Raw genomic sequence first — 19,861 nt, 5'->3', positions numbered from 1 at the left:
TATTTTTATGTATTAAATCAAAAGTAGTAGCTGATGAAGAGCTAATATAGAGTATTAGTTTTTTGTAATGCCATATTTTATTGAAATAAATTAAGAAGGAGGTGTTGAGATGACAAAAGAAATTATATTTTCACTTGCAGGTTTATTTTTAATAACTGCGTTAACGAATGTATTAGCAACACTAAAAACCATGCTGATGTCAAAAAACATTATGAACCCAGTGTATATTTTAGTATTTATAGACTCTATGATTTTTGCCACAATTGTAAGTAAAGTGACGAGTTCTAATGGAATGCATTTTACGATTGCCTATGCTTTAGGGAGAACAGCAGGCGTAGTTATTGGCGGCACAATTGAGAAGCGGTTAGCTTTAGGAATTTTGGAAGTTGATTTGTTTTTAAATCATAAAAATAAAATGATGGAAGTTGCGGAAAAGCTTAGAACAGAAGGGTATACAGTTAATAATTTCCGTGCTCAAGGTAACAATGAAGATACAAGATACAAAGTTGAAGTTGTTATTAAGAGAAAAGAGTTTCATGTTTTTCAGGACATTTTAGACGAATGTGGTGTAAGTAACCCCACACTTAAAATTAAAAACCTAAGTAAAGTCAATGGAAAGATTACAACAACAAGAGTTCAAACAACATAAATACTTAAGTATAATCTAATGCGAAGGAATGATAAAAATGTATTCTGTGCAGTTAGGGAAAAAAATAATATTTTAAAAAATACTACACCTTTAGAGATGTAGTATTTTTTATTTTATGTAATAAATATAAAGTCTCATTTTGGAAATATAAAGAATAAGTGGTATAATAAATCATATCAATTAAAATAGTCCGAATTGTTTGTATTTAACAATTCAATCTTAAGATAAGAAATTTGGTTAAAAAATTAGATATCGTTGGGGGAGAAGACATGGAAATTTCAATTAATAAAGAGTACGTACTTGAAAAGGCAAAACAATTACTAGAACTGGATAGTCCCAGTGGATTTTGCTTTGAAATTATGGAGCGAATTGGCACATGGGTAGAGGCGTTTGGATACAATTTTGAAACCACCAATAAGGGATGCGGAATAGTGACAATACCTGGAGAAAGTAATGAGAGGGTCATTGGTTTGTCTGCTCATGTGGATACTTTAGGAGCTATGGTTCGGTCTATTACCAGTAGTGGAACGTTGCGGTTTACCTTAATAGGAGGACCTATCGTACCAACTTTAGATGCTGAGTATTGTAAGATTAGAACAAGGGATGGGAAAATATATACAGGGACATTTCTAAGCACAAGTCCTTCTTCCCACGTATTTGAAGATAGTTCCTCTAAAAAACGAGATGCAGACAATATGGAAATACGAATCGATGAGGTGGTAAAGTGTAAAGAGGATGTAGAAAAGTTAGGGATTTCTGTTGGAGACTTTGTATTTATCGATGCGAAAACTACCATCACTGAAAGCGGATTTATAAAGTCTAGATTCATAGATGATAAGGGTAGTGTCGCGTGCTTAATTTCACTATTAGAACTTATGAAAAGAGAAAATATCGTTCCAAAGTATACAACCAAGATATTGATTTCTACATATGAGGAGGTTGGACACGGTGCATCTTATATACCAGCAGATATCACTGAAATGATCGCTGTGGATATGGGGTGTATAGGCAGTGATCTTAGCTGCAGTGAATACGATGTTTCCATATGTGCCAAAGACTCAGGGGGACCCTATGATTATCATATGACAACGGACTTAATACATTTAGCAAAAGAAAACAATGTCAATTTTGCAGTAGATATTTATCCAATGTATGGCTCCGACGTGGTAGCAGCTTTAAGAGGTGGAAACAATATCAGAGGGGCCTTAATAGGCCCAGGAGTCCATGCCTCTCATGGTATGGAAAGAACCCACTATACAGCTCTTGAAAACACAATTAAATTGCTGTATTTATATTTAACAAAGTAAAAGGATGGATACATAGATCTTTGTAAGAGCGCTGTGTTTGAACTGAATAATAAAGTTCATCAAAAATAACTAAGGTGTGTCCACATCTTAGTTATTTTATCATCAATATAAATTAAGCTTCGATTCAAGAGAACTGAAAAAAGGATCATCACGTATTAATAGAAGTTAATGGTATCGGAGCTTCCCTCTATAAATACATCGGCTTCTATCTTTAAAATGATATTGTTGAATATATCTTCTATGTTAGCATTTGGATATTTTATATTGATATGCTTCTGCAAATTAAATATGTCGATATCAATATCTCTATATTCTTCATATAAATCCATAATACCCTTCTCTATATTTTGTTCTGCAATTCTTATGAGCTCTTTTTTTTCTGTATCATCACTTAGATGGAAGGATTTTTTTGCCTCTGCAACAGAGGTTTTTGTTTTTACATTGACTGTAACTTCCATAATATTGCCATTATATACCGGATCAATTTTTGTATTCAATTTTAAAATCTCTAAGGTCATTACTTCGCTTTGATTGTCTGGATTAGAAACTCTAATATAGCCCGCTCTGATATTATTTCTAACGATGTTGTAAAAAAAGGTTTCATCATCATTTAAATCATTGACCATCTTATCATCTTTCATGATAGCTAACTTATTAATAGCGATCCTGCTATTCAGTGCATCATCCATTCTCTCTATAGTATTTAATGCATTTACTTTACTGCCAAGATTCCTTTGAATAATGAATTGATCGATTCTCATAAGAGATTCCTTTGTTCGCACGGGTCGATTGACTGCTAAATCGTCTAGAAAGATACCAATATAGGTTTCTTCATTTAACTTAATTTTCATTAATTCTTTCAGATCTATTTTTGTGATATAAAGGTATTGGCGCAATAAAAGCTCTTGATCCCTAATGAGCACGTCTAGAAAATTATCAAGACCATATTTAGCAGCTTTCTCACTAAAGATAATTGCTTTATTTTGAGTATAATTAAGCTTCAAAGCAGATGTTCGATTGAGGTTTCTAATGGCTTCAAAAATTGTTTCTCCACTGCAACTAAAAACAACTCTAGTCTCTGCTCCCCCTGCTATTTCCTTTGTAGGTCTCATGCTTGCAAAAGCTTCCGCATAAAGTATTGGTTTATTTTCCTCATCCAAATCTATTCCAATGGAGGTTACAAAAACAACTCGATTCACATCCCTATAACTAAAGCAACCAGTTAAAAATAAGGATAAAATCAAAATATATAGAATTTTTTTCATTTTTCACCATCATCCTTAACAAAAATATATTCATTGATTTCATCTAAATCTCCTGTAATAAGCAATAGTTCTTTATATTTAAACTGCTTAAGCGTGCCTAATGGATATAAATAGGGATATCCACAACTAGTGAGTCCTGCAATATGAGAACAAAACAAAACAAAGCCGGTATAAAAACCAGGAAGACCCAAGAATGATGAAAAAAGTATAATAATCACATTCCAAACAAATATTCCAGTAGATAATGAAGGGACTAAAAAAGATGCAATGGAGGTTAGGGCTGCAACTAATACAGTAACATGAGATGTTAGACCAGACTGTACTGCCGCTTCCCCTAATATTAAGGCACCAACGATACTTAAGGTTGGCCCTATTTGTTGTGGTAATCGAACGCCGGCTTCCCTTAAGATTTGAAAAAATACAATCATAATCAGTACTTCGATTACCATAGGAAAAGGAACACCTGCTCTAGATGCAGCCACTCGAAATACAAATATATAAGGGATTAAATTAAAATGATGCGTAAAGAGAGCGATATATAAACCCGGTACCAAGGTGGACAAGAAAAATGAAAACAACCTTAAAATAACACCCATATTTGACATGAATTTATTGGTTGTATAGTCATCCGATGAATGGAAGTTCTCTATAAAAAAATATGGAGCTAAAGAAACAAATGGATTTCCATCTACTAAAATAGCAACTTTTCCTTCTGCAAGCGATGTTGCAACTGCATCTGGCTTTTCTGTATATCCTATGGTGTCAAATGGGGTGTTTCTACATTTTAATTCTTCTTCTATATAACTTGAATAAAATACATAGTCGGATTGTATATGTTCCATTTTTCCTTTGATATAATTTACAAGAGAGCTATGAGCATTCCCTTCTATATAAGCTAAAACTACTTGTGTTTTTGACTTGTCACCTAAAGTGAATCGTTCAAACTTTAGATTCGGATCTTTGATTTTATTTCGAATACTAGAGACACTATCGGCTAAGGATTCATTAAATCCCGCTCGAGGTCCTTTAATTACAGTTTCTGTAGATGGAATATCAATGGGTCTTGTAGGGAAATTTGCCGCATAACAGGCTACGGATTTATTTAAAAATCCGAATAAAATCAGAACATTTCCAGAAAGTATAAGATCCAAAGCGTCCTCCTTAGTAGTTACATCCAGAATAACAGAGGAAGCTAAAATTTTATCTTTTACAGATTCAATATCTGAAAAAGATTTATTCGTCGTAAGAACTGGTAATATAATAAACTCACTAATTACTTTATGATCGCAGGCACTCATATCGTAGACCATATGAATGATGCCCTCATTTACTTCAATTTCCCTGTAGATTACAGTATCATTGTTTGCTAAGTTTTTTTTTATATAATCAAGCCAAGAAGCCGCCATATTCGTATTTTTGTTCATATAATTATCACCTGAGTATATTTTGTGTGTTTTTTGAAATAATATACAACCAACGAGATGATGAAAATATTAAGGTTATGGAGGATGTTATGGATAAATTCACATCAAAGCATTATATATTTTTGATTCAGGCTACAGGAATCGTATCGATGAAAACCTATCCCATTGTTTTTATGAAAAATGGGGGCAGAGAAAGTTGGATTGCAGTGATTATTGCATCTATTTTAGTAATAGGAATATATATTTATATGATTGGCATATGTAAAAAGTATCAATGCTACGACATTTATAATATATACAAAGTAGCATTAGGTGATACCCTAGGAAAAATTGTTCTTTTTTTGTTTATAGCAACGCTATTGATGACATTGATTGAAAGTGCTGGAGCCGAAGCGGGGGCAATGCATACAAATATGTTGATAGAAACACCCATATGGTATTTTCTCTTATTTTTTGTAGTGCCAAGTATCTATATCATCAGAAAAGATATTGTTGCAATCGTTACTGTTGTAATGATTGGAATCGTGTGTATTATGCTTGCTGGAATCAATTTATCCATACTTACAGCAAGATATAAGCATCCTGAATTGCTTTTTCCAGTTTTCAGTCATGGTATAGATAAAGGTTTTTTTATCGCTATTATACAGTTATTGGGACTATATGGAAGCATGACGATTACATTTCCATACCTTAATACAATTAAGGATACGAGAAAAATTATAAGGGATTTAAGTATTGCTTTACTCATCGTGATTCAAATGCAAATTATATCTTCTACGGGGGTAATTATGACCTTTGGCATCGATTTTGCCAATACCATGTCCTACCCCAAACTTTTACAAACCCAGCAGGTAAGTTACTTTAGATTCCTAGAATTTGGTGAGCTGTACGTTATGCTCCAGATTGTAGGTGGATGGATTCTAAAATATTTAGTTACTTTCTATGGAATGCTATTGCTCCTAAAAAATTTTAATTTCAAAAGAAAACATCTCATATATATAACGTACTCCACTAGTGTTCTAGTGTATGCTGGAGCGTATATGACTACCAAAAGTTCAGAAAGGTTGTTTGCCTTTTTTAATATGTATACCTATATCAGCTTTATGAATTTTATAGTAATCCCACTTGTTGTATTTATAATATTTGCTATGAAAATGAAAAAATTAAAGCTAGCAGATAATAGTTAAATTCCCTAGGTCTATCTAGTATGCAATGTATATTAGATAGACTTTATTTGTTAGCGTAGCGTAAAAATGGGTAATTGTTCAATAGAATCATTTTTGAATATTTAAAACGCATATTGACATTATTAATCGTGTAATATATATTGATTATATTTATGAAAAGAAAAATTAAAATATATAATGTTTATATTATCGAATTATTGGAGGGAATAAATTGAAAAATCATAAAAATCATAGGAAACCATTAATTTATTACTACGCAGTGGTCATGCTCGTAATGACCCTGTTAAATATTTTGGTATTCCCTGCGTTTTTAGACAAACACATTGAAGAAGTTGATTACGGTACATTTTTAAAACGGGTTGAAGCAGGTGATGTGAGTCAGGTTCAAATAGAAGGTCAGCAGATTGTATTTTTGGTGAATGGTGAGCATGAAAAAGATAATATCTATGTGACAGGATTGATGGAGGATCCAGACTTGGTCAATCGTCTCTATAGTGCAAATGTTAAATTTACGAAAGATATTCCCAAAGAAAGATCTCCTCTACAGAATTTCCTTATGACTTGGATATTCCCAATGATCTTATTTATTGTTGTAGGTCAGCTTTTAACGAGACAAATGCAAAAACGAATGGGTGGAAATGCAATGAGCTTCGGTAAAAGCAATGCAAAGATTTATGTGGAGGCAGAAACTGGTAAAACCTTTGCAGACGTAGCAGGGCAGGATGAGGCAAAGGAAGCATTAACTGAAATTGTAGATTTTCTGCATCATCCTAAAAAGTACTCTGAAATAGGGGCAACTTTGCCAAAGGGTGCATTACTGGTAGGACCTCCAGGTACAGGTAAAACATTGCTTGCACGTGCTGTTGCAGGAGAAGCAAATGTGCCATTCTTTTCAATATCTGGTTCGGAGTTTGTAGAGATGTTTGTAGGGATGGGCGCTGCTAAGGTTCGAGATTTATTTAAGCAAGCCAACGAAAAAGCCCCTTGTATTGTATTCATCGATGAGATTGACACCATTGGTAAAAAGCGGGATAATGGTAGTGGTATTGGTGGCAATGATGAGAGAGAGCAGACTTTGAATCAGCTGCTGACAGAAATGGACGGATTTGACGGGAAGAAGGGTGTCGTTATTTTGGCGGCAACCAATCGGCCTGAGAGCTTAGATAAGGCCCTATTACGTCCTGGTCGATTTGATCGACGTATTCCAGTAGAGCTTCCTGATCTTGCAGGAAGAGAGGCGATTTTAAAGGTTCATGCAGAGAAAATAAAGAAGAAATCGGACATCGATTTTAATGTGATCGCAAGGGCTACAGCAGGTGCTTCTGGTGCAGAATTGGCTAATATTATTAACGAGGCGGCTTTAAGGGCAGTAAGGCTGGGGCGCAATACAGTGATTCAAGAGGACTTAGAAGAATCCGTAGAGGTTGTAATTGCAGGATACCAGCGTAAAGGTGCTGTCATATCTCCAAAGGAAAAGAAGATTATTGCGTACCACGAAATCGGTCATGCCTTAGTTGCTGCAAAACAAATGGATTCTGCTCCTGTTCATAAAATTACGATTATTCCAAGGACTTCCGGTGCTTTAGGATATACGATGCAAATTGAAGAGGACGAAAAGACATTGATGAGTAAGGAAGAAGCCTTTAATAAAATCGTCACTTTTACAGGGGGACGTGCTGCAGAAGAAGTAATCTTTGGTACCTTTACCAGTGGTGCTTCCAATGATATCGAACAGGCGACTAGAATCGCACGTGCTATGGTGACACGTTTTGGAATGAGCAAGAACTTTGACATGATGGCATTGGAAACAGTAAACAATCAATATTTGGGTGGGGATACTTCCCTTGCTTGTTCACCTGAAACGGCAGCTAAAATCGATGAAGAAGTGCTGTCCATTATTAAGAGTGCTCATCAAAAAGCAACGGATATTCTGGAGGAAAACAAAGACAAACTACATGAATTAACAGCGTATTTATTGGAAAGAGAAACGATTACAGGGGAAGAATTTATGAATATTCTATCTGAGGACAGTCATATCTTGTCTAAGGACGGTGATCTTGAATTTAAGGATGGTGTGGAATGAATAATTTTATAAGTGAACTAATCTACAGTTTGCCGGCAGTGCTGATTGCCATATCGTTACATGAGTTTGCCCATGGATATGCTTCTTACAAGCTGGGAGATCCTACGCCAAAGGCTATGGGAAGGCTTTCCGTGAATCCCTTAGCCCATCTTGATCCTATAGGCACCCTATGCCTTTTGGTGTTTCATTTTGGATGGGCAAAGCCAGTAGGGGTCAATCCATATTATTATAAGGACAGAAAAAAAGGCATGGCGATGGTAGCACTGGCTGGTCCAGCGATGAACTTTATGATAGCATTTATAAGCATACTATTGATGGGATTGATTGCAAAGGCTACGGGAGGCTATGCTGGAACTGTCGTTGTATATATTTTTAATCTATTGAACTACGTATTCATTATCAACGTTGGACTGGGCACCTTTAACCTTCTACCAGTGCCACCACTGGATGGTTCTAAAATTCTAGGCGCCATTTTACCAACGGACAAATATTTTAGATATATGGCATATGAAAGATATGGAACAATTGTATTAATGGGACTTTTATATTTGGGAATTTTGAATGGTCCACTTCGGATGATTCGAAGTGGGATCAGCAATTTTATGTGGAATATTGTAGCGTTTATGTTTCAGCTAAGCTAATTAAATTTTTAGGAATGAATATCTAAGCACTGGATGAAAAAAAGAGCTTAGATATATTTTTTTGATTTCATGGCTGAAAGCTGTTAAAATATTCTCATATAAACCCTATTGAAATCAAAGGCTATTCTATATTTTAAATAAAGAAAAGGTGAGTAAAGTGCGAATCGGTGAATTTGCTAAAAAACATAGGATCACTCAGGATACCATTAGATACTACTTAGATATGGGCTTACTCGTTTCAGAAAAAAAGGGAGGGCAATATAAGTTTACGAAGGCTGATAGTGAGGATATGGAAAGGATTATAGAGCTTAAGTCGTTGGATTTTTCTCTGATTGAAATTCAAAAAATACTTACTTTCCAGCGTTTAAGTGGTTCGAACACAGACGTATTCCGAAATTTATATCTCCCGTTTTTAAAGAATAAAAAAGAAGAAGTTGAAAAAGAGCTCATAAAGTATAATCGAATGAATGAATTTTTAGGTGAAAAAATAAATGAAATAAAAATGTCTGAAGTAAAGAAAAGTCAGAGGTTGGGCTTACCCATAATATCTTTAAGTTTATTAAGATGCCCCAATTGTAAATCGGCATTGAAAATTTCTGACGGTAATATAGAAGAGAGTATGATCATGCATGCGAGTATCCGCTGTAACTGTGGATATAATGCAATTATTGAAGATGGTGTATATATTGATCAAACTGCCATTCGTCCCAAATTAATAGATGGTAAAAAAATACCTACGAAGGAAGAATTCCTATCTACCTCCTCTCATCAGTATGTAAACTTTCTATATAAAGGCATGGCCACGTTGATTGAATATATAAATAAATATACGAAAGATTCTAAGTATATTATGGAGCTTGGCAACTGTGTTGGACTTTTTCTCCTTCAATATATAAAAGATCTTCCCCATGATTCTACTTATATTTTAATTGATTATGATAAAGAGCGGATGTTGAGCTTGAAAAGAAATTTAGAAATGTATTATGATCACAAAAATTTTCTGTTTTTATGTTGTGATTATAATAAACTACCCATTGCACAATCTTCCATAGATATTTTAGTTGATTTTGGAATGAGTAAAGATTATTTAAAGTCGGATCTAAAATTTCTTTTAGACATCATCATCCCCCTAGTAAGAGAAGACGGAATTGTAACAGGTTCTTATCAGTATTCTAATGGAGAACAGAGTGAAAAGCCCAATATAAAAAAGAAAGCAGAAGAAAACTTCAGTAGAAATATTATTTTAGAAAAATTGAACTTGATGGAGATTGAAGTCCTAGATCATTTAGAGCTAGGTCTAGTTTTTAAAGATGGCAATTGTGAAAATACACAAAAAGTAAAAGAGGCATATCAATTAAATTATATAGGGAGAAACCAAAGACGGAGTAATGGCTAGGATTCCTATACAAGAACGATAGAAAACGAGTAAAATTTGGGTGAACACCAAGTTTATTCGTTTTTTTATTTTTAATATAAAAATTATAATGTTGACACAGACCTGACTCAAGGGATTAGAATGAAAATGAAAGTCGTGGTTAGTGAATTAACAAACTAATACAACTTTAACTTAATAATCAATAGGAGGCGTACCATGAAGAAAAAATCCATAAAAATACTTAGTATTTTGCTATGTTTAGCAATGATTTTTAGCTTAGGAGCTTGTTCACCAGCAGGTTCAACAGAGGGAGGAACAGCTTATAAAGCTGGAACTTATACAGCAGTAGCCAAAGGGCATAATGGTGATGTAAAAGTAGAAGTAGAATTTAGTGATGCAGCTATTTTATCTATAAAAATTGTAGAACATAGTGAATCGGCAGGTATCAGCGATGTTCCTATGAAACGTATACCTGAAGAAGTAATAGAAGGACAAACTCTAGCAGTAGATACCGTTGCGGGGGCTACAGTGAGCTCTAAGGCAATTCTTGCTGCGATTGAAGATGCTGTAAAGCAAGCAGGTGGTAATGTAGATGCGCTTAAGGCTAATAAAAAAGAAGATACTGCTAAAACTGAGACTGAGCTAACTACGGATGTAGTGGTTGTAGGTGCTGGTGGTGCTGGCTTGGCTGCAGCTGCTTCAGCCCATGAGAATGGTGCAAAGGTTATTGTATTAGAAAAACAAGCAACCGTAGGTGGGTCTACAGCTTTATCTGGCGGTGCAATTTCAGCCCCAGAATCTAGATTCCAAAAGGAATTAGGAATTAATGATAGTAAGCAGGCTTGGACAGATCTTTGGAAAGAACGTCAGTCTACAAGTAACCCCAATGGAAAATATCCAGATTATAATTTTCTAGCGAAGTTTATGGACGAAGCAGTAGTAACTACAGAATGGTTAGTTGATTATGTAGGACATCAATACGAAACTGTAAAAGGTTTTGGGGTTGATCCAGCAGAAAGATTACACTTTCCTTTAACAGATGGAAAGACAAAGGGAGGAACTGCAGTAACGCAAAATATCGAAAAGTTTATCTTAGGTGAAGGTATTGAAATTCTTACTGAAACTAAAGCTACCGAACTTATCGCGGATAAAGATGGAAATATTACAGGTGTTGTAGCAGAAAGTAAAAGTGGTAAAGTAACAATTCATGCGAAAAAAGTAATTTTAGCAGCTGGAGGATACGCTAAGAATGAAGAACTTCTTGAAAGATTTATTCCAAAAGCTGCTGGAACTGCAGAAATAAGTGCTGCTGCTGCAGGTAGTACCGGTGATGGGATTATTATGGCAGAAAAAGTAGGTGCTGCATTATATGAAGAGCCTTGGGTAATCGGTCTTGGTGTAGGCTCTAAGGTTGAAGGAACTGGAAGCTTGATGATGGATTGGACGAAGGTGTATGTTAATGGAGATGGAGAACGTTTCACAAGCGAAGAAGTACATTATGCAATAGCAACCAATAAAGTTTTAGAGCAGAAGTCACCATGGATCGTTTTAGATTCTGCAGATGCCAATGCAAAGCTTATTGAAGCTCTTGAAGCGGGCATGTCCACTGGTGAAGTAGTAAAAGCAGATACACTGGAAGCTTTAGCAGAGGCTATGGGTGTACCAGTAGATACTTTAGTTCAAACAATTCGAACCTATAATGAAGGTGCAAAGGCTGGAAAGGATGCCATGGGTAAGAACAAAGATTATTTAGCATCTGTTGAGAAGGCACCATACTATGGGGTCAAGCTATATGGTAAGACAATGGGTACATTTGCAGGTGTTAAAACGAACGATAGTTTCCAAGTATTACGTGAAGATGGTTCCGTAATCAACAATCTGTATGCAGCGGGTGAAAATGCAAATAAAGTATTATACAACCAAGTATATATGTCCGGCAGTGCCGTTCAGTTTGCTTTAACAAGTGGACGTTTAGCTGGAGCGCACGCGGCACAAAATTTAAAATAACATTGTAAGTCTATGCGCCACATGAAATATCTCATGTGGCGCATTTTTTTAAAAATAAATAGACCACGACAAGAAATTTATATTGACATATTTTTTGATCTAAACTACAATAATATAAAATCATATTGAATATTTATTCTTTCACATGAATAAATATTCAATATGATTTATGCTTATAAAAAACAATTCACTATAAAATTGAGGGGGGTTTTTATGCTTACTGTAAAATTACCACAGTATACTGTAGGAAATGGAATTTTAAAAGATTTAGGATCTATTTGTAAAAAATATGGGAAAAGAATATTAGTTATAGGCGGAAATACCGCACTTGAAAAAGTTGGCATGAGTATTGTCGACTATTTAAAACAAGAGAATATCGAAATTATTGATTTTATATGGTATGGCGGAGAGTGCAGCTATAAAAATATAGATCGGATCCAGACAAAAGCAGAGAATTTAAATATCGATGTAATTGTTGGGGTGGGTGGTGGAAAGGCCTTAGATACAGCTAAAGCGGCAGGAGAAAAAGCAAGCATTCCAGTTATAACAATACCTACAATAGCAGCTACGTGTGCAGCTACAACGCCTCTTTCTGTAGTATATAAGGATAATGGAAGCTTTGACTCGATCTATTTACTAGAAAATTTGCCCGCTCATATATTAATAGACACAGACATCATTGTAAATTCTCCTACTAAATATTTATGGGCAGGCATTGGAGATACACTGGCTAAATATTACGAACTGGAGGCAACTACTAGAGAAAAAAAGCTATCCCATCGCGTATTGATGGGAAAGAATTTAAGTACAATGTGTGTGGAACCTTTAATAGCCTATGGAACAAAGGCGATTGAGGACAGTAGCAAAGGATTGAACTCTTTTGAGTTTGAAGAAACGATATTGAATATTATAGTTACAACAGGGATTGTATCCATGTTGATCGGCGAAGAATTTAACGGAGCATGTGCCCATGGGTTATTTAATGCATTAACTTCTTTGGAGCATATTGAAAAAGATCACCTACATGGTGAAGTTGTATCCTATGGAATCTTAGTGATGTTAATGCTGGACGGCCAGGAAAGTGAAGTTGAAAGATTATATCCTTTCTATAAGAGCATCAGTTTGCCCACATCTTTAGAGGATTTAGAAATAATACATACCATTGAATATCTAGAGTCAATAGTAGAAGATGCAATTCATATGGAGGATGTAAAAAAAATGCCCTATCAAGTTACGAAAGCTATGTTTTTAGGAGCCATTGATAAGCTAGAAGGATTAAACAAAAGACTGAACCACAAAAAACAAACTTTAAAATAGTATTTTTAATAGAGTGGAGGCAATTGAAATGAAACAAGAGGTCAATATTACAGTTGAGAATACATCACAAATAAATGCAAAGAAAATAATGAAGTTTTTAATACCATCTTTATTTGGAATCATCATGTTTTTACTGCCTATTCCATATAATGGCACAATCAATACACCAGTGGGGGTTTTATCGGAAAGGTTGGTATCTATATTAAGTAAATATTTGCCTTATGCAGTAGTTGCAATAACTATAATATCAGCAATTATGAGCTTTGTAGCAAAAATATTTAAACCTAAATTTATAATGGAAAATAAGCTGTTGAAAGACAACTTTACCACAAGTCATTTTTATCTTTTTTGGAGAGGTGTAGGAGCGATTATTGCCATCTTGGTTCTAAATAAATGGGGCGGGGAGATCATATATTCAATGGATACTGGTGGCACCATGATGTCCCTAATGTCTACTTTAATTGTATGGTTTTTAGCAGCATCCTACTTAATGCCATTTTTAATGAATTTTGGAGCGATGGATTATACAGGAACTGTTTTAAGATCCTTGGTGAAACCACTGTTTAAACTTCCTGGAAGATCGGCAGTGGACCTTATAACCTCTTGGGTAGGAAATGTAAATGTGGGCGTAGTTTTAACTAGGGAGCAGTATGATCGCGGATATTACACAGGTAGAGAAGCGGCTATTATTGCGACTTGTTTTTCAGCAGTTTCCTTACCCTTCTGTTTAGTAATTGCAGCTATGCTAGGTGTAGATACTGCATTCATCCCTTTTTATATAACCATCTCGGTGGTTGGAATCGTGAGTACTGTTATTATGTGCAGAATACCGCCTTTAAGTATCATCCCCGATACCTATAATGCTAAGATTGGAAAACAAATCGATGAAGTAGTGCCTGAAGGAATAAGTAAACATCAATGGGGGCTTCAAAAAGCAATACAAAAGGCAGAATTAGCAGGAAGTTTAAAAGAACAAATTTTAAGTGGAACAGAAATCTTTATGGGAATTATTTTTAGCTTAGTACCAATCGTAATCGCTTGGGGAACCCTAGCTTTAATTATTGCCACTTATACCCCCTTATTTACTTGGATCTCTTATCCATTTGGATATTACCTTCAATTCTTAGGAGTGGAAGAAGCATTTAAAGCTGCACCAGCTACTTTAGCAGGATTTGCAGATATGTTTATTCCAGCGATATTGGCTGCCAATATAAAATCTTTTGAAACTAGATTTATTCTGGGTGTATTATCCATCGTTCAAATCGTATATATGACAGAGGTAGGAACACTTCTGATTACATCGAATATTCCCGTTAAATTTAAGGATTTAGTTTTAATATTTATTGAAAAAACAGTCATTGCAATACCACTTATCATTTTAATGACAAAGCTGCTTCTATAGAAAAGAAGCACAATAAAATAATATACACAGTGAAGAGTTAGTAAAATAGGAGGGCAAATTATGGCGCATAGATTTATAGCTAAAAAATACTGGAAAGATAGATCAACACCAATGGGCAAAGCGGCAGATGAAGCAGAAAAATATGATGATATGATCAATCTAAGTCTTGGAGACCCAGACTATATAACGGACACTAGAATCATTGAAGAAGCCTTTCAGGATGCTAAGAAAGGCCACACTAGATATACAGAACCTTTAGGAGAGATAGAATTAAGACAAGAAATTGTAAAATACTATGATGAAATGTATGGTTACAAAATACAGCTGAAAGAATTAATGGCAGTCGTAGGCGCTTGTCATGGAATGTATCTAGTTTTAGAAGCCATTTTAGATGAAGGAGACGAAGTAATTGTACCCGAGCCATATTTTACACCATATGCTCAACAAATTGAAATGGCATCTGGAAAACTGGTTACGGTAGAAACAGTAGAGGAAGAAGGATTTCAAATAAATATTGATAAATTAAAGGCTTCTATAACCAGCAGAACCAAAGCAATAATTATAAATACACCAAACAATCCAACAGGGGTATGCCTTAGTAAAGAAAGTTTAAATTCAATCGCTAAGGTGGCTATTGAAAAGGATTTAATCGTTATTGCAGATGATATATACGGAAGCTTTAGCTTTAACAATCCATTTATTCCGCTGACTGTACTGGAAGGAATGAAAGAAAGAACCATAACCATTGGCAGTTTTTCTAAGGACTATGCAATGACAGGCTGGAGAATTGGATATGTATTGGCACCAGACTTTATTATTAATTGTATTAGAGATATTAATGAAGGAATCTGCTTTACTGCTCCAACCATTTCCCAAAGAGGAGCTATACACGCTTTGAGAATGCGGAAACAAGTACAGACTCCTATGGTAGAGGAATATAAAAATAGGATTTACTATGCATATGAAAGGATAAAACAAATTCCTAATATGTCCGTTATTGAGCCAGAAGGAACATTTTATATGTTTATTAACATTAAAAACACGGGGTTAAGCTCTGTAGAAGTCAGTAATAAAATATTGGAAGAGGCTCATGTATTGGTGATCCCAGGAATTGCTTTTGGTAAAAGTGGAGAAGGATATATTCGAATTGCCTGTACATTAGGAATAGAAAAATTGAAAGAAGCCTTTGATAGAATAGAAAATATGGATATATTTTCATAAAAAGATCCCTAGAATATCTAAATAATAGATTTCTAGGGATTTAAATTTTAAAGCTGACCGATTGCCATCTGTGCTAAAAATGAAACGATAACGACCAATGCAGAAATTATAAAGCCATGAAGCATAGGTAAAAATCCAGACTTTGAAAGCTTCTTAAAATTTGTTTTAAATCCGATAGCACCCAAGGACATAACCATTAAAAATTTACTGATTTTAGATATGTTAGAGCTAATGAATTCAGGCAGAATTCCAAGACTTTTAATGGTAACTACACCGAGAAACATCAGAATAAACCAAGGAAATATCTTTGTGATCTCAACTTTTTTATTTTGCTGTATTGTGCTAGGAGCACTTCCATTGCTGAAAGCATATTCTGTTTCATTTTTTCTAACAATTCTTTGGTTGATATAAGAGAATATAAGCACAACGGGAACAATGGATAAAGTTCGTGTAAGCTTCACAATTACAGAAAATCCACCTGCAATATCTGAAAATGCATATCCAGCAGCAACTACAGAGGATGTATCATTTACAGCTGTTCCGGTCCAAAGACCATAACCTAAATCGGACATCCCAAAATATCTGCCCATAATAGGGAATAAAACCACCATAAGGACATCAAATATAAATGTAGCAGATATGGCATATGCGATGTCGCTGTCTTCCGCATCAATAACTGGTGCGATGGAGGCGATGGCAGAACCGCCACATATACCGGTTCCAGCAGATATCAGTGAAGAAAGTTTCCAGTCCATATGAAAGAGCTTACCAACGAGATACCCTCCGCCAAAAGCTGTTATAAGGGTAAAGATCATAACAACTAATGAAAATTTACCAACCTCTAATACTTGAGAGAAGCTAAGGGTAGCTCCCATTAGTATAATCGCTGTCCGTAATATTTTTTTAGATGTAAAGTTGAACCCCTGTTGAAAAACAGGATACTTTGATGTCAGTGGATTGAGCATCATTCCTATAATTAAGGCAAACACTCCTGCCCCTATGATATGATTCGGAAGAATACCGCTTATAAAATTAGATACAACTGCAAGTATTGCGGCAAAAAATATTCCTACACTACATTTTTTAATAAACTCCATAAAATCAACTCCCTGTTCAGTGTCTTATTGATTGTATCATTTATAAACTATACGATCTACTTATAAATGGTTATATATCTATTAAAAAATGTTATAGTTGGTCATTAAAACAACAATGAACTGTGTTTACTTTATATTTGAGCTATGCTACAATAAAGAGTCAAAGTTTTTTATGAAGCGGGAAGGTTTTGCTTTTCCATTCCATAAAATAGGGGTTGTAGAGGATGAAACCCCCTGCCACCTTAAGAAGATACCGAGGCTGTAAATCAGCCGTTGAAGGAAACCTAGGGCTTTCCTAGGGAAGCATGAGCAATGCTTTTTTTACGGGTAATATTTATGAACACAACTTAATAATAAATCTGAAAGAATAGAAAACAGGAGGATGAAAAAATGAAAGCAGGGTTCGATCATGAAAAGTACTTAGAGGAGCAGTCGAAGTATATCTTAGAGAGAGTGAACAACTATGATAAGCTATATCTTGAATTTGGGGGAAAGCTATTATTTGACTTCCATGCCAAAAGAGTTCTACCTGGTTTCAATGAAAATGCAAAGCTAAAATTACTATACAAATTGAAAGAAAAGGTTGAAGTTGTTATTTGTGTATATGCCGGGGATATTGAGCGGAATAAAATAAGAGGGGATTTCGGTATTACATATGATATGGATACCCTAAGACTGATCGATGATCTGAGGTCCTATGATTTAGAGGTAAACAGCGTTGTGATTACCAGATACGACGGGCAACCAGCAACCACTGTTTTTATCAATAAGCTTGAACGAAGAGGAATTAAGGTTTATATTCACAGAAGTACAAAGGGATACCCTACAGATGTGGATACCATTGTCAGCGATGAAGGATATGGACAGAATCCATATATAGAGACAACGAAGCCGATCGTTGTTGTAACAGCACCAGGACCAGCCAGTGGAAAATTATCAACTTGTCTCAATCAACTTTATCATGAATATAAAAGAGGCAGGGTGGCAGGCTATTCAAAGTTTGAAACATTCCCAGTGTGGAACGTTCCCTTAAAGCACCCTTTAAATGTGGCTTATGAAGCCGCTACGGTAGATTTAAAGGATGTCAATATGATAGACCCCTTTCATCTTGAAGCTTACAATGAGATTGCCATTAACTATAATCGAGATGTAGAAGCTTTTCCTGTGTTAAAAAGGATTATAGAGAAAATCACAGGGGAGGAGTCTGTATTTAAATCTCCAACAGATATGGGCGTCAATAGAGTTGGATTTGGAATTATAGACGATGAAATCATTAAAGAAGCTTCGAAGCAGGAAATCATCAGAAGATATTTTAAGACGGGCTGTGAATATAAAAAAGGACATGTGGATAAGGAAACCTTTGAAAGATCTAAGATGATCATGGAACAGCTGGACTTAAAGCTAGAGGATCGAAAAGTGGTGCTGCCAGCTAGAGAAAAGTCCGCTAAACTAAGAGAAGTTTCAAATAAAAATGAAGCCTGTCCGGCAATGGCAATAGAGCTAAGTGATGGAACGATGATCACAGGGAAAGGTTCTCATGAAATGGATGCGACGGCTGCAGTTCTTTTAAACGCAATAAAATACTTAGCAAATATATCGGACGGTATCCATTTAATTTCTCCAGTTGTACTGGAGCCAATCAGAAATTTAAAATCGAAAGCTTTAAAAATCAAAAATTCTGCTTTAGATTGTGAAGAAATATTAATCGCTCTCAGTATTAGTGCTGCTACAAATCCAACAGCTCAAGTTGCATTAGAAAAGTTATCCATGTTGGATGGATGTCAAGCGCATTCCACAGCTATATTAAGCCTAAATGACGAGCAGATATTCAATAAATTAGGGATTGATGTAACCAGCGATCCAGAATATGCGACGGAAAATTTATATTATAACAGTTAAATACTGGTATATATCCAAAAAAACTTCTAGAAACGGGTAGTATAATTTCTAGGAGTTTTTTGTTGAAATAGAATAAAAATATCTATTGCAAGGTGGATTTAACTATATAAGTTTGGTATGATAATAAATAATATTGAACTTATTTTGATATGAAAAATAGTATCAACTTGGACAAACTATAATCGAATTCCTATATAAAATAAAACACAAAGGGGGATAGGTAATGACAAATGAAGAGTTTCAAAGAATTGTATTGGAGAAACTAGGCAACTTAGAAGTGGGACAGAACCAGTTAAGACAAGATGTAGCTTTTCTGAAAGACGATGTATCTCTATTGAAAGAAGACGTAGCTTTTCTGAAGGAAGATGTATCTGTACTGAAAGGAGATGTATCTCTTCTGAAGGAAGATGTATCTTTACTGAAAGGAGACGTATCTTTATTGAAAGAAGATGTAGCTTTCCTGAAAGGAGATGTATCTCTTCTGAAGGAAGATGTATCTCTTCTGAAAGAAGATGTATCTTTTCTGAAAGAAGATGTAGCTTTTCTGAAGGAAGATGTATCTTTACTGAAAGGAGACGTATCTTTATTGAAAGAAGATGTAGCTTTCCTGAAAGGAGATGTATCTCTTCTGAAGGAAGATGTATCTTTATTGAAAGAAGATGTAGCTTTCTTGAAAGGAGACGTATTTTTACTGAAAGAAGATGTATCTCTTCTGAAAGGAGATATGTCTCTACTAAAAGAAGATGTAGGCCAACTAAAAATAAGTCAGAAACAAATTATCGAAGAAATAAGCGCTGTAAAAGAGCAAACTGCTATTTTAACAGAGTTTAGAGAAGAGGTAAGAAATGAACTTGTAGGCATGAAATCAACAATAGTGAGGATAGAGATTGCAACGGCAGATAACTGGAGTGATATTGCTAAAATAAAAGCAGCAATGTAGAATATACAGTACAATAAAAAGATTGAATTTAAATAACGGATACAAGA

General features: G+C 35.0%; 15 protein-coding genes. 12 read left to right on the top strand and 3 right to left on the bottom strand.

Annotated elements, in window-relative coordinates:
- The first annotated feature begins 109 nt into the window (after positions 1-109).
- Together CLOS_RS12045 and CLOS_RS12040 are read left to right on the top strand one after the other, a co-directional pair.
- Positions 110-649 (top strand): DUF5698 domain-containing protein, encoded by a 540-nt coding sequence (locus CLOS_RS12045; protein ID WP_012160155.1) that lies wholly within the window; start codon positions 110-112, stop codon positions 647-649.
- Positions 650-918: 269 nt separating this feature from the next.
- Complete coding sequence (locus tag CLOS_RS12040) at positions 919-1,956, top strand: M42 family metallopeptidase (protein WP_012160154.1); 1,038 nt, start codon at positions 919-921, stop codon at positions 1,954-1,956.
- Positions 1,957-2,111: 155 nt separating this feature from the next.
- On the opposite strand, the gene CLOS_RS12035 is transcribed toward CLOS_RS12040, so the two are convergent.
- Both CLOS_RS12035 and CLOS_RS12030 read right to left on the bottom strand, forming a co-directional pair.
- Positions 2,112-3,221, bottom strand: a complete 1,110-nt coding sequence (locus CLOS_RS12035) for a Ger(x)C family spore germination protein (protein WP_012160153.1) — start codon at positions 3,219-3,221, stop codon at positions 2,112-2,114.
- Positions 3,218-4,645 carry a spore germination protein gene (locus CLOS_RS12030; RefSeq protein ID WP_012160152.1) on the bottom strand — a complete coding sequence of 476 codons (1,428 nt, stop codon included), beginning with the start codon at positions 4,643-4,645 and terminating at the stop codon, positions 3,218-3,220. Before CLOS_RS12030 ends, CLOS_RS12035 begins: the two co-directional genes overlap by 4 nt.
- 89 nt (positions 4,646-4,734) lie before the next feature.
- Here CLOS_RS12030 and CLOS_RS12025 point away from each other — a divergent pair, with 89 nt between their 5' ends.
- The 8 genes from CLOS_RS12025 (at position 4,735) to CLOS_RS11990 (ending at position 15,878) form a co-directional block, all read left to right on the top strand.
- Positions 4,735-5,832: a GerAB/ArcD/ProY family transporter gene (locus CLOS_RS12025; RefSeq protein WP_041719338.1), complete on the top strand. Its 1,098-nt coding sequence runs from the start codon at positions 4,735-4,737 to the stop codon at positions 5,830-5,832.
- A 211-nt stretch (positions 5,833-6,043) separates the two neighbouring features.
- Complete coding sequence (gene ftsH / locus CLOS_RS12020; protein WP_012160150.1) at positions 6,044-7,915, top strand: ATP-dependent zinc metalloprotease FtsH; 1,872 nt, start codon at positions 6,044-6,046, stop codon at positions 7,913-7,915.
- Positions 7,912-8,556, top strand: coding sequence for a site-2 protease family protein (locus CLOS_RS12015; RefSeq protein ID WP_012160149.1), 645 nt, complete (start codon positions 7,912-7,914; stop codon positions 8,554-8,556). Before ftsH ends, CLOS_RS12015 begins: the two co-directional genes overlap by 4 nt.
- Positions 8,557-8,704: 148 nt before the next feature.
- Entirely contained in the window at positions 8,705-9,952 is a 1,248-nt protein-coding gene (locus CLOS_RS12010) for a MerR family transcriptional regulator (protein ID WP_198006291.1), read from the top strand.
- A 195-nt stretch (positions 9,953-10,147) separates the two neighbouring features.
- Positions 10,148-11,938 carry an FAD-dependent oxidoreductase gene (locus CLOS_RS12005; RefSeq protein WP_012160147.1) on the top strand — a complete coding sequence of 597 codons (1,791 nt, stop codon included), beginning with the start codon at positions 10,148-10,150 and terminating at the stop codon, positions 11,936-11,938.
- Between the two features lie 213 nt (positions 11,939-12,151).
- Positions 12,152-13,255 carry an iron-containing alcohol dehydrogenase family protein gene (locus CLOS_RS12000; RefSeq protein ID WP_012160146.1) on the top strand — a complete coding sequence of 368 codons (1,104 nt, stop codon included), beginning with the start codon at positions 12,152-12,154 and terminating at the stop codon, positions 13,253-13,255.
- 28 nt (positions 13,256-13,283) lie between these two features.
- The gene (locus CLOS_RS11995) at positions 13,284-14,657 is read left to right on the top strand and encodes a YjiH family protein (protein ID WP_012160145.1); all 1,374 of its coding nucleotides are present in this window, start codon (positions 13,284-13,286) and stop codon (positions 14,655-14,657) included.
- 60 nt (positions 14,658-14,717) lie between these two features.
- Positions 14,718-15,878, top strand: coding sequence for a pyridoxal phosphate-dependent aminotransferase (locus CLOS_RS11990; protein ID WP_012160144.1), 1,161 nt, complete (start codon positions 14,718-14,720; stop codon positions 15,876-15,878).
- Positions 15,879-15,925: 47 nt separating this feature from the next.
- On the opposite strand, the gene CLOS_RS11985 is transcribed toward CLOS_RS11990, so the two are convergent.
- A complete protein-coding gene (locus tag CLOS_RS11985; protein WP_012160143.1) occupies positions 15,926-16,975 on the bottom strand; it encodes a YeiH family protein in 1,050 nt (349 codons plus the stop codon).
- A gap of 390 nt (positions 16,976-17,365) precedes the next feature.
- On the opposite strand from CLOS_RS11985, the gene CLOS_RS11980 reads away from it, so the two are divergent.
- Positions 17,366-18,874 carry a DUF1846 domain-containing protein gene (locus CLOS_RS11980; protein ID WP_012160142.1) on the top strand — a complete coding sequence of 503 codons (1,509 nt, stop codon included), beginning with the start codon at positions 17,366-17,368 and terminating at the stop codon, positions 18,872-18,874.
- Between the two features lie 223 nt (positions 18,875-19,097).
- Positions 19,098-19,814 carry a hypothetical protein gene (locus CLOS_RS15345; RefSeq protein ID WP_012160141.1) on the top strand — a complete coding sequence of 239 codons (717 nt, stop codon included), beginning with the start codon at positions 19,098-19,100 and terminating at the stop codon, positions 19,812-19,814.
- Positions 19,815-19,861: the final 47 nt, after the last annotated feature.

Source organism: Alkaliphilus oremlandii OhILAs (assembly GCF_000018325.1).
Lineage (GTDB): Bacteria > Bacillota > Clostridia > Peptostreptococcales > Natronincolaceae > Alkaliphilus_B > Alkaliphilus_B oremlandii.
The sequence above is the reverse complement of the archived record's forward strand: the minus strand, read 5'-3'. Positions and strand labels throughout refer to the sequence as shown.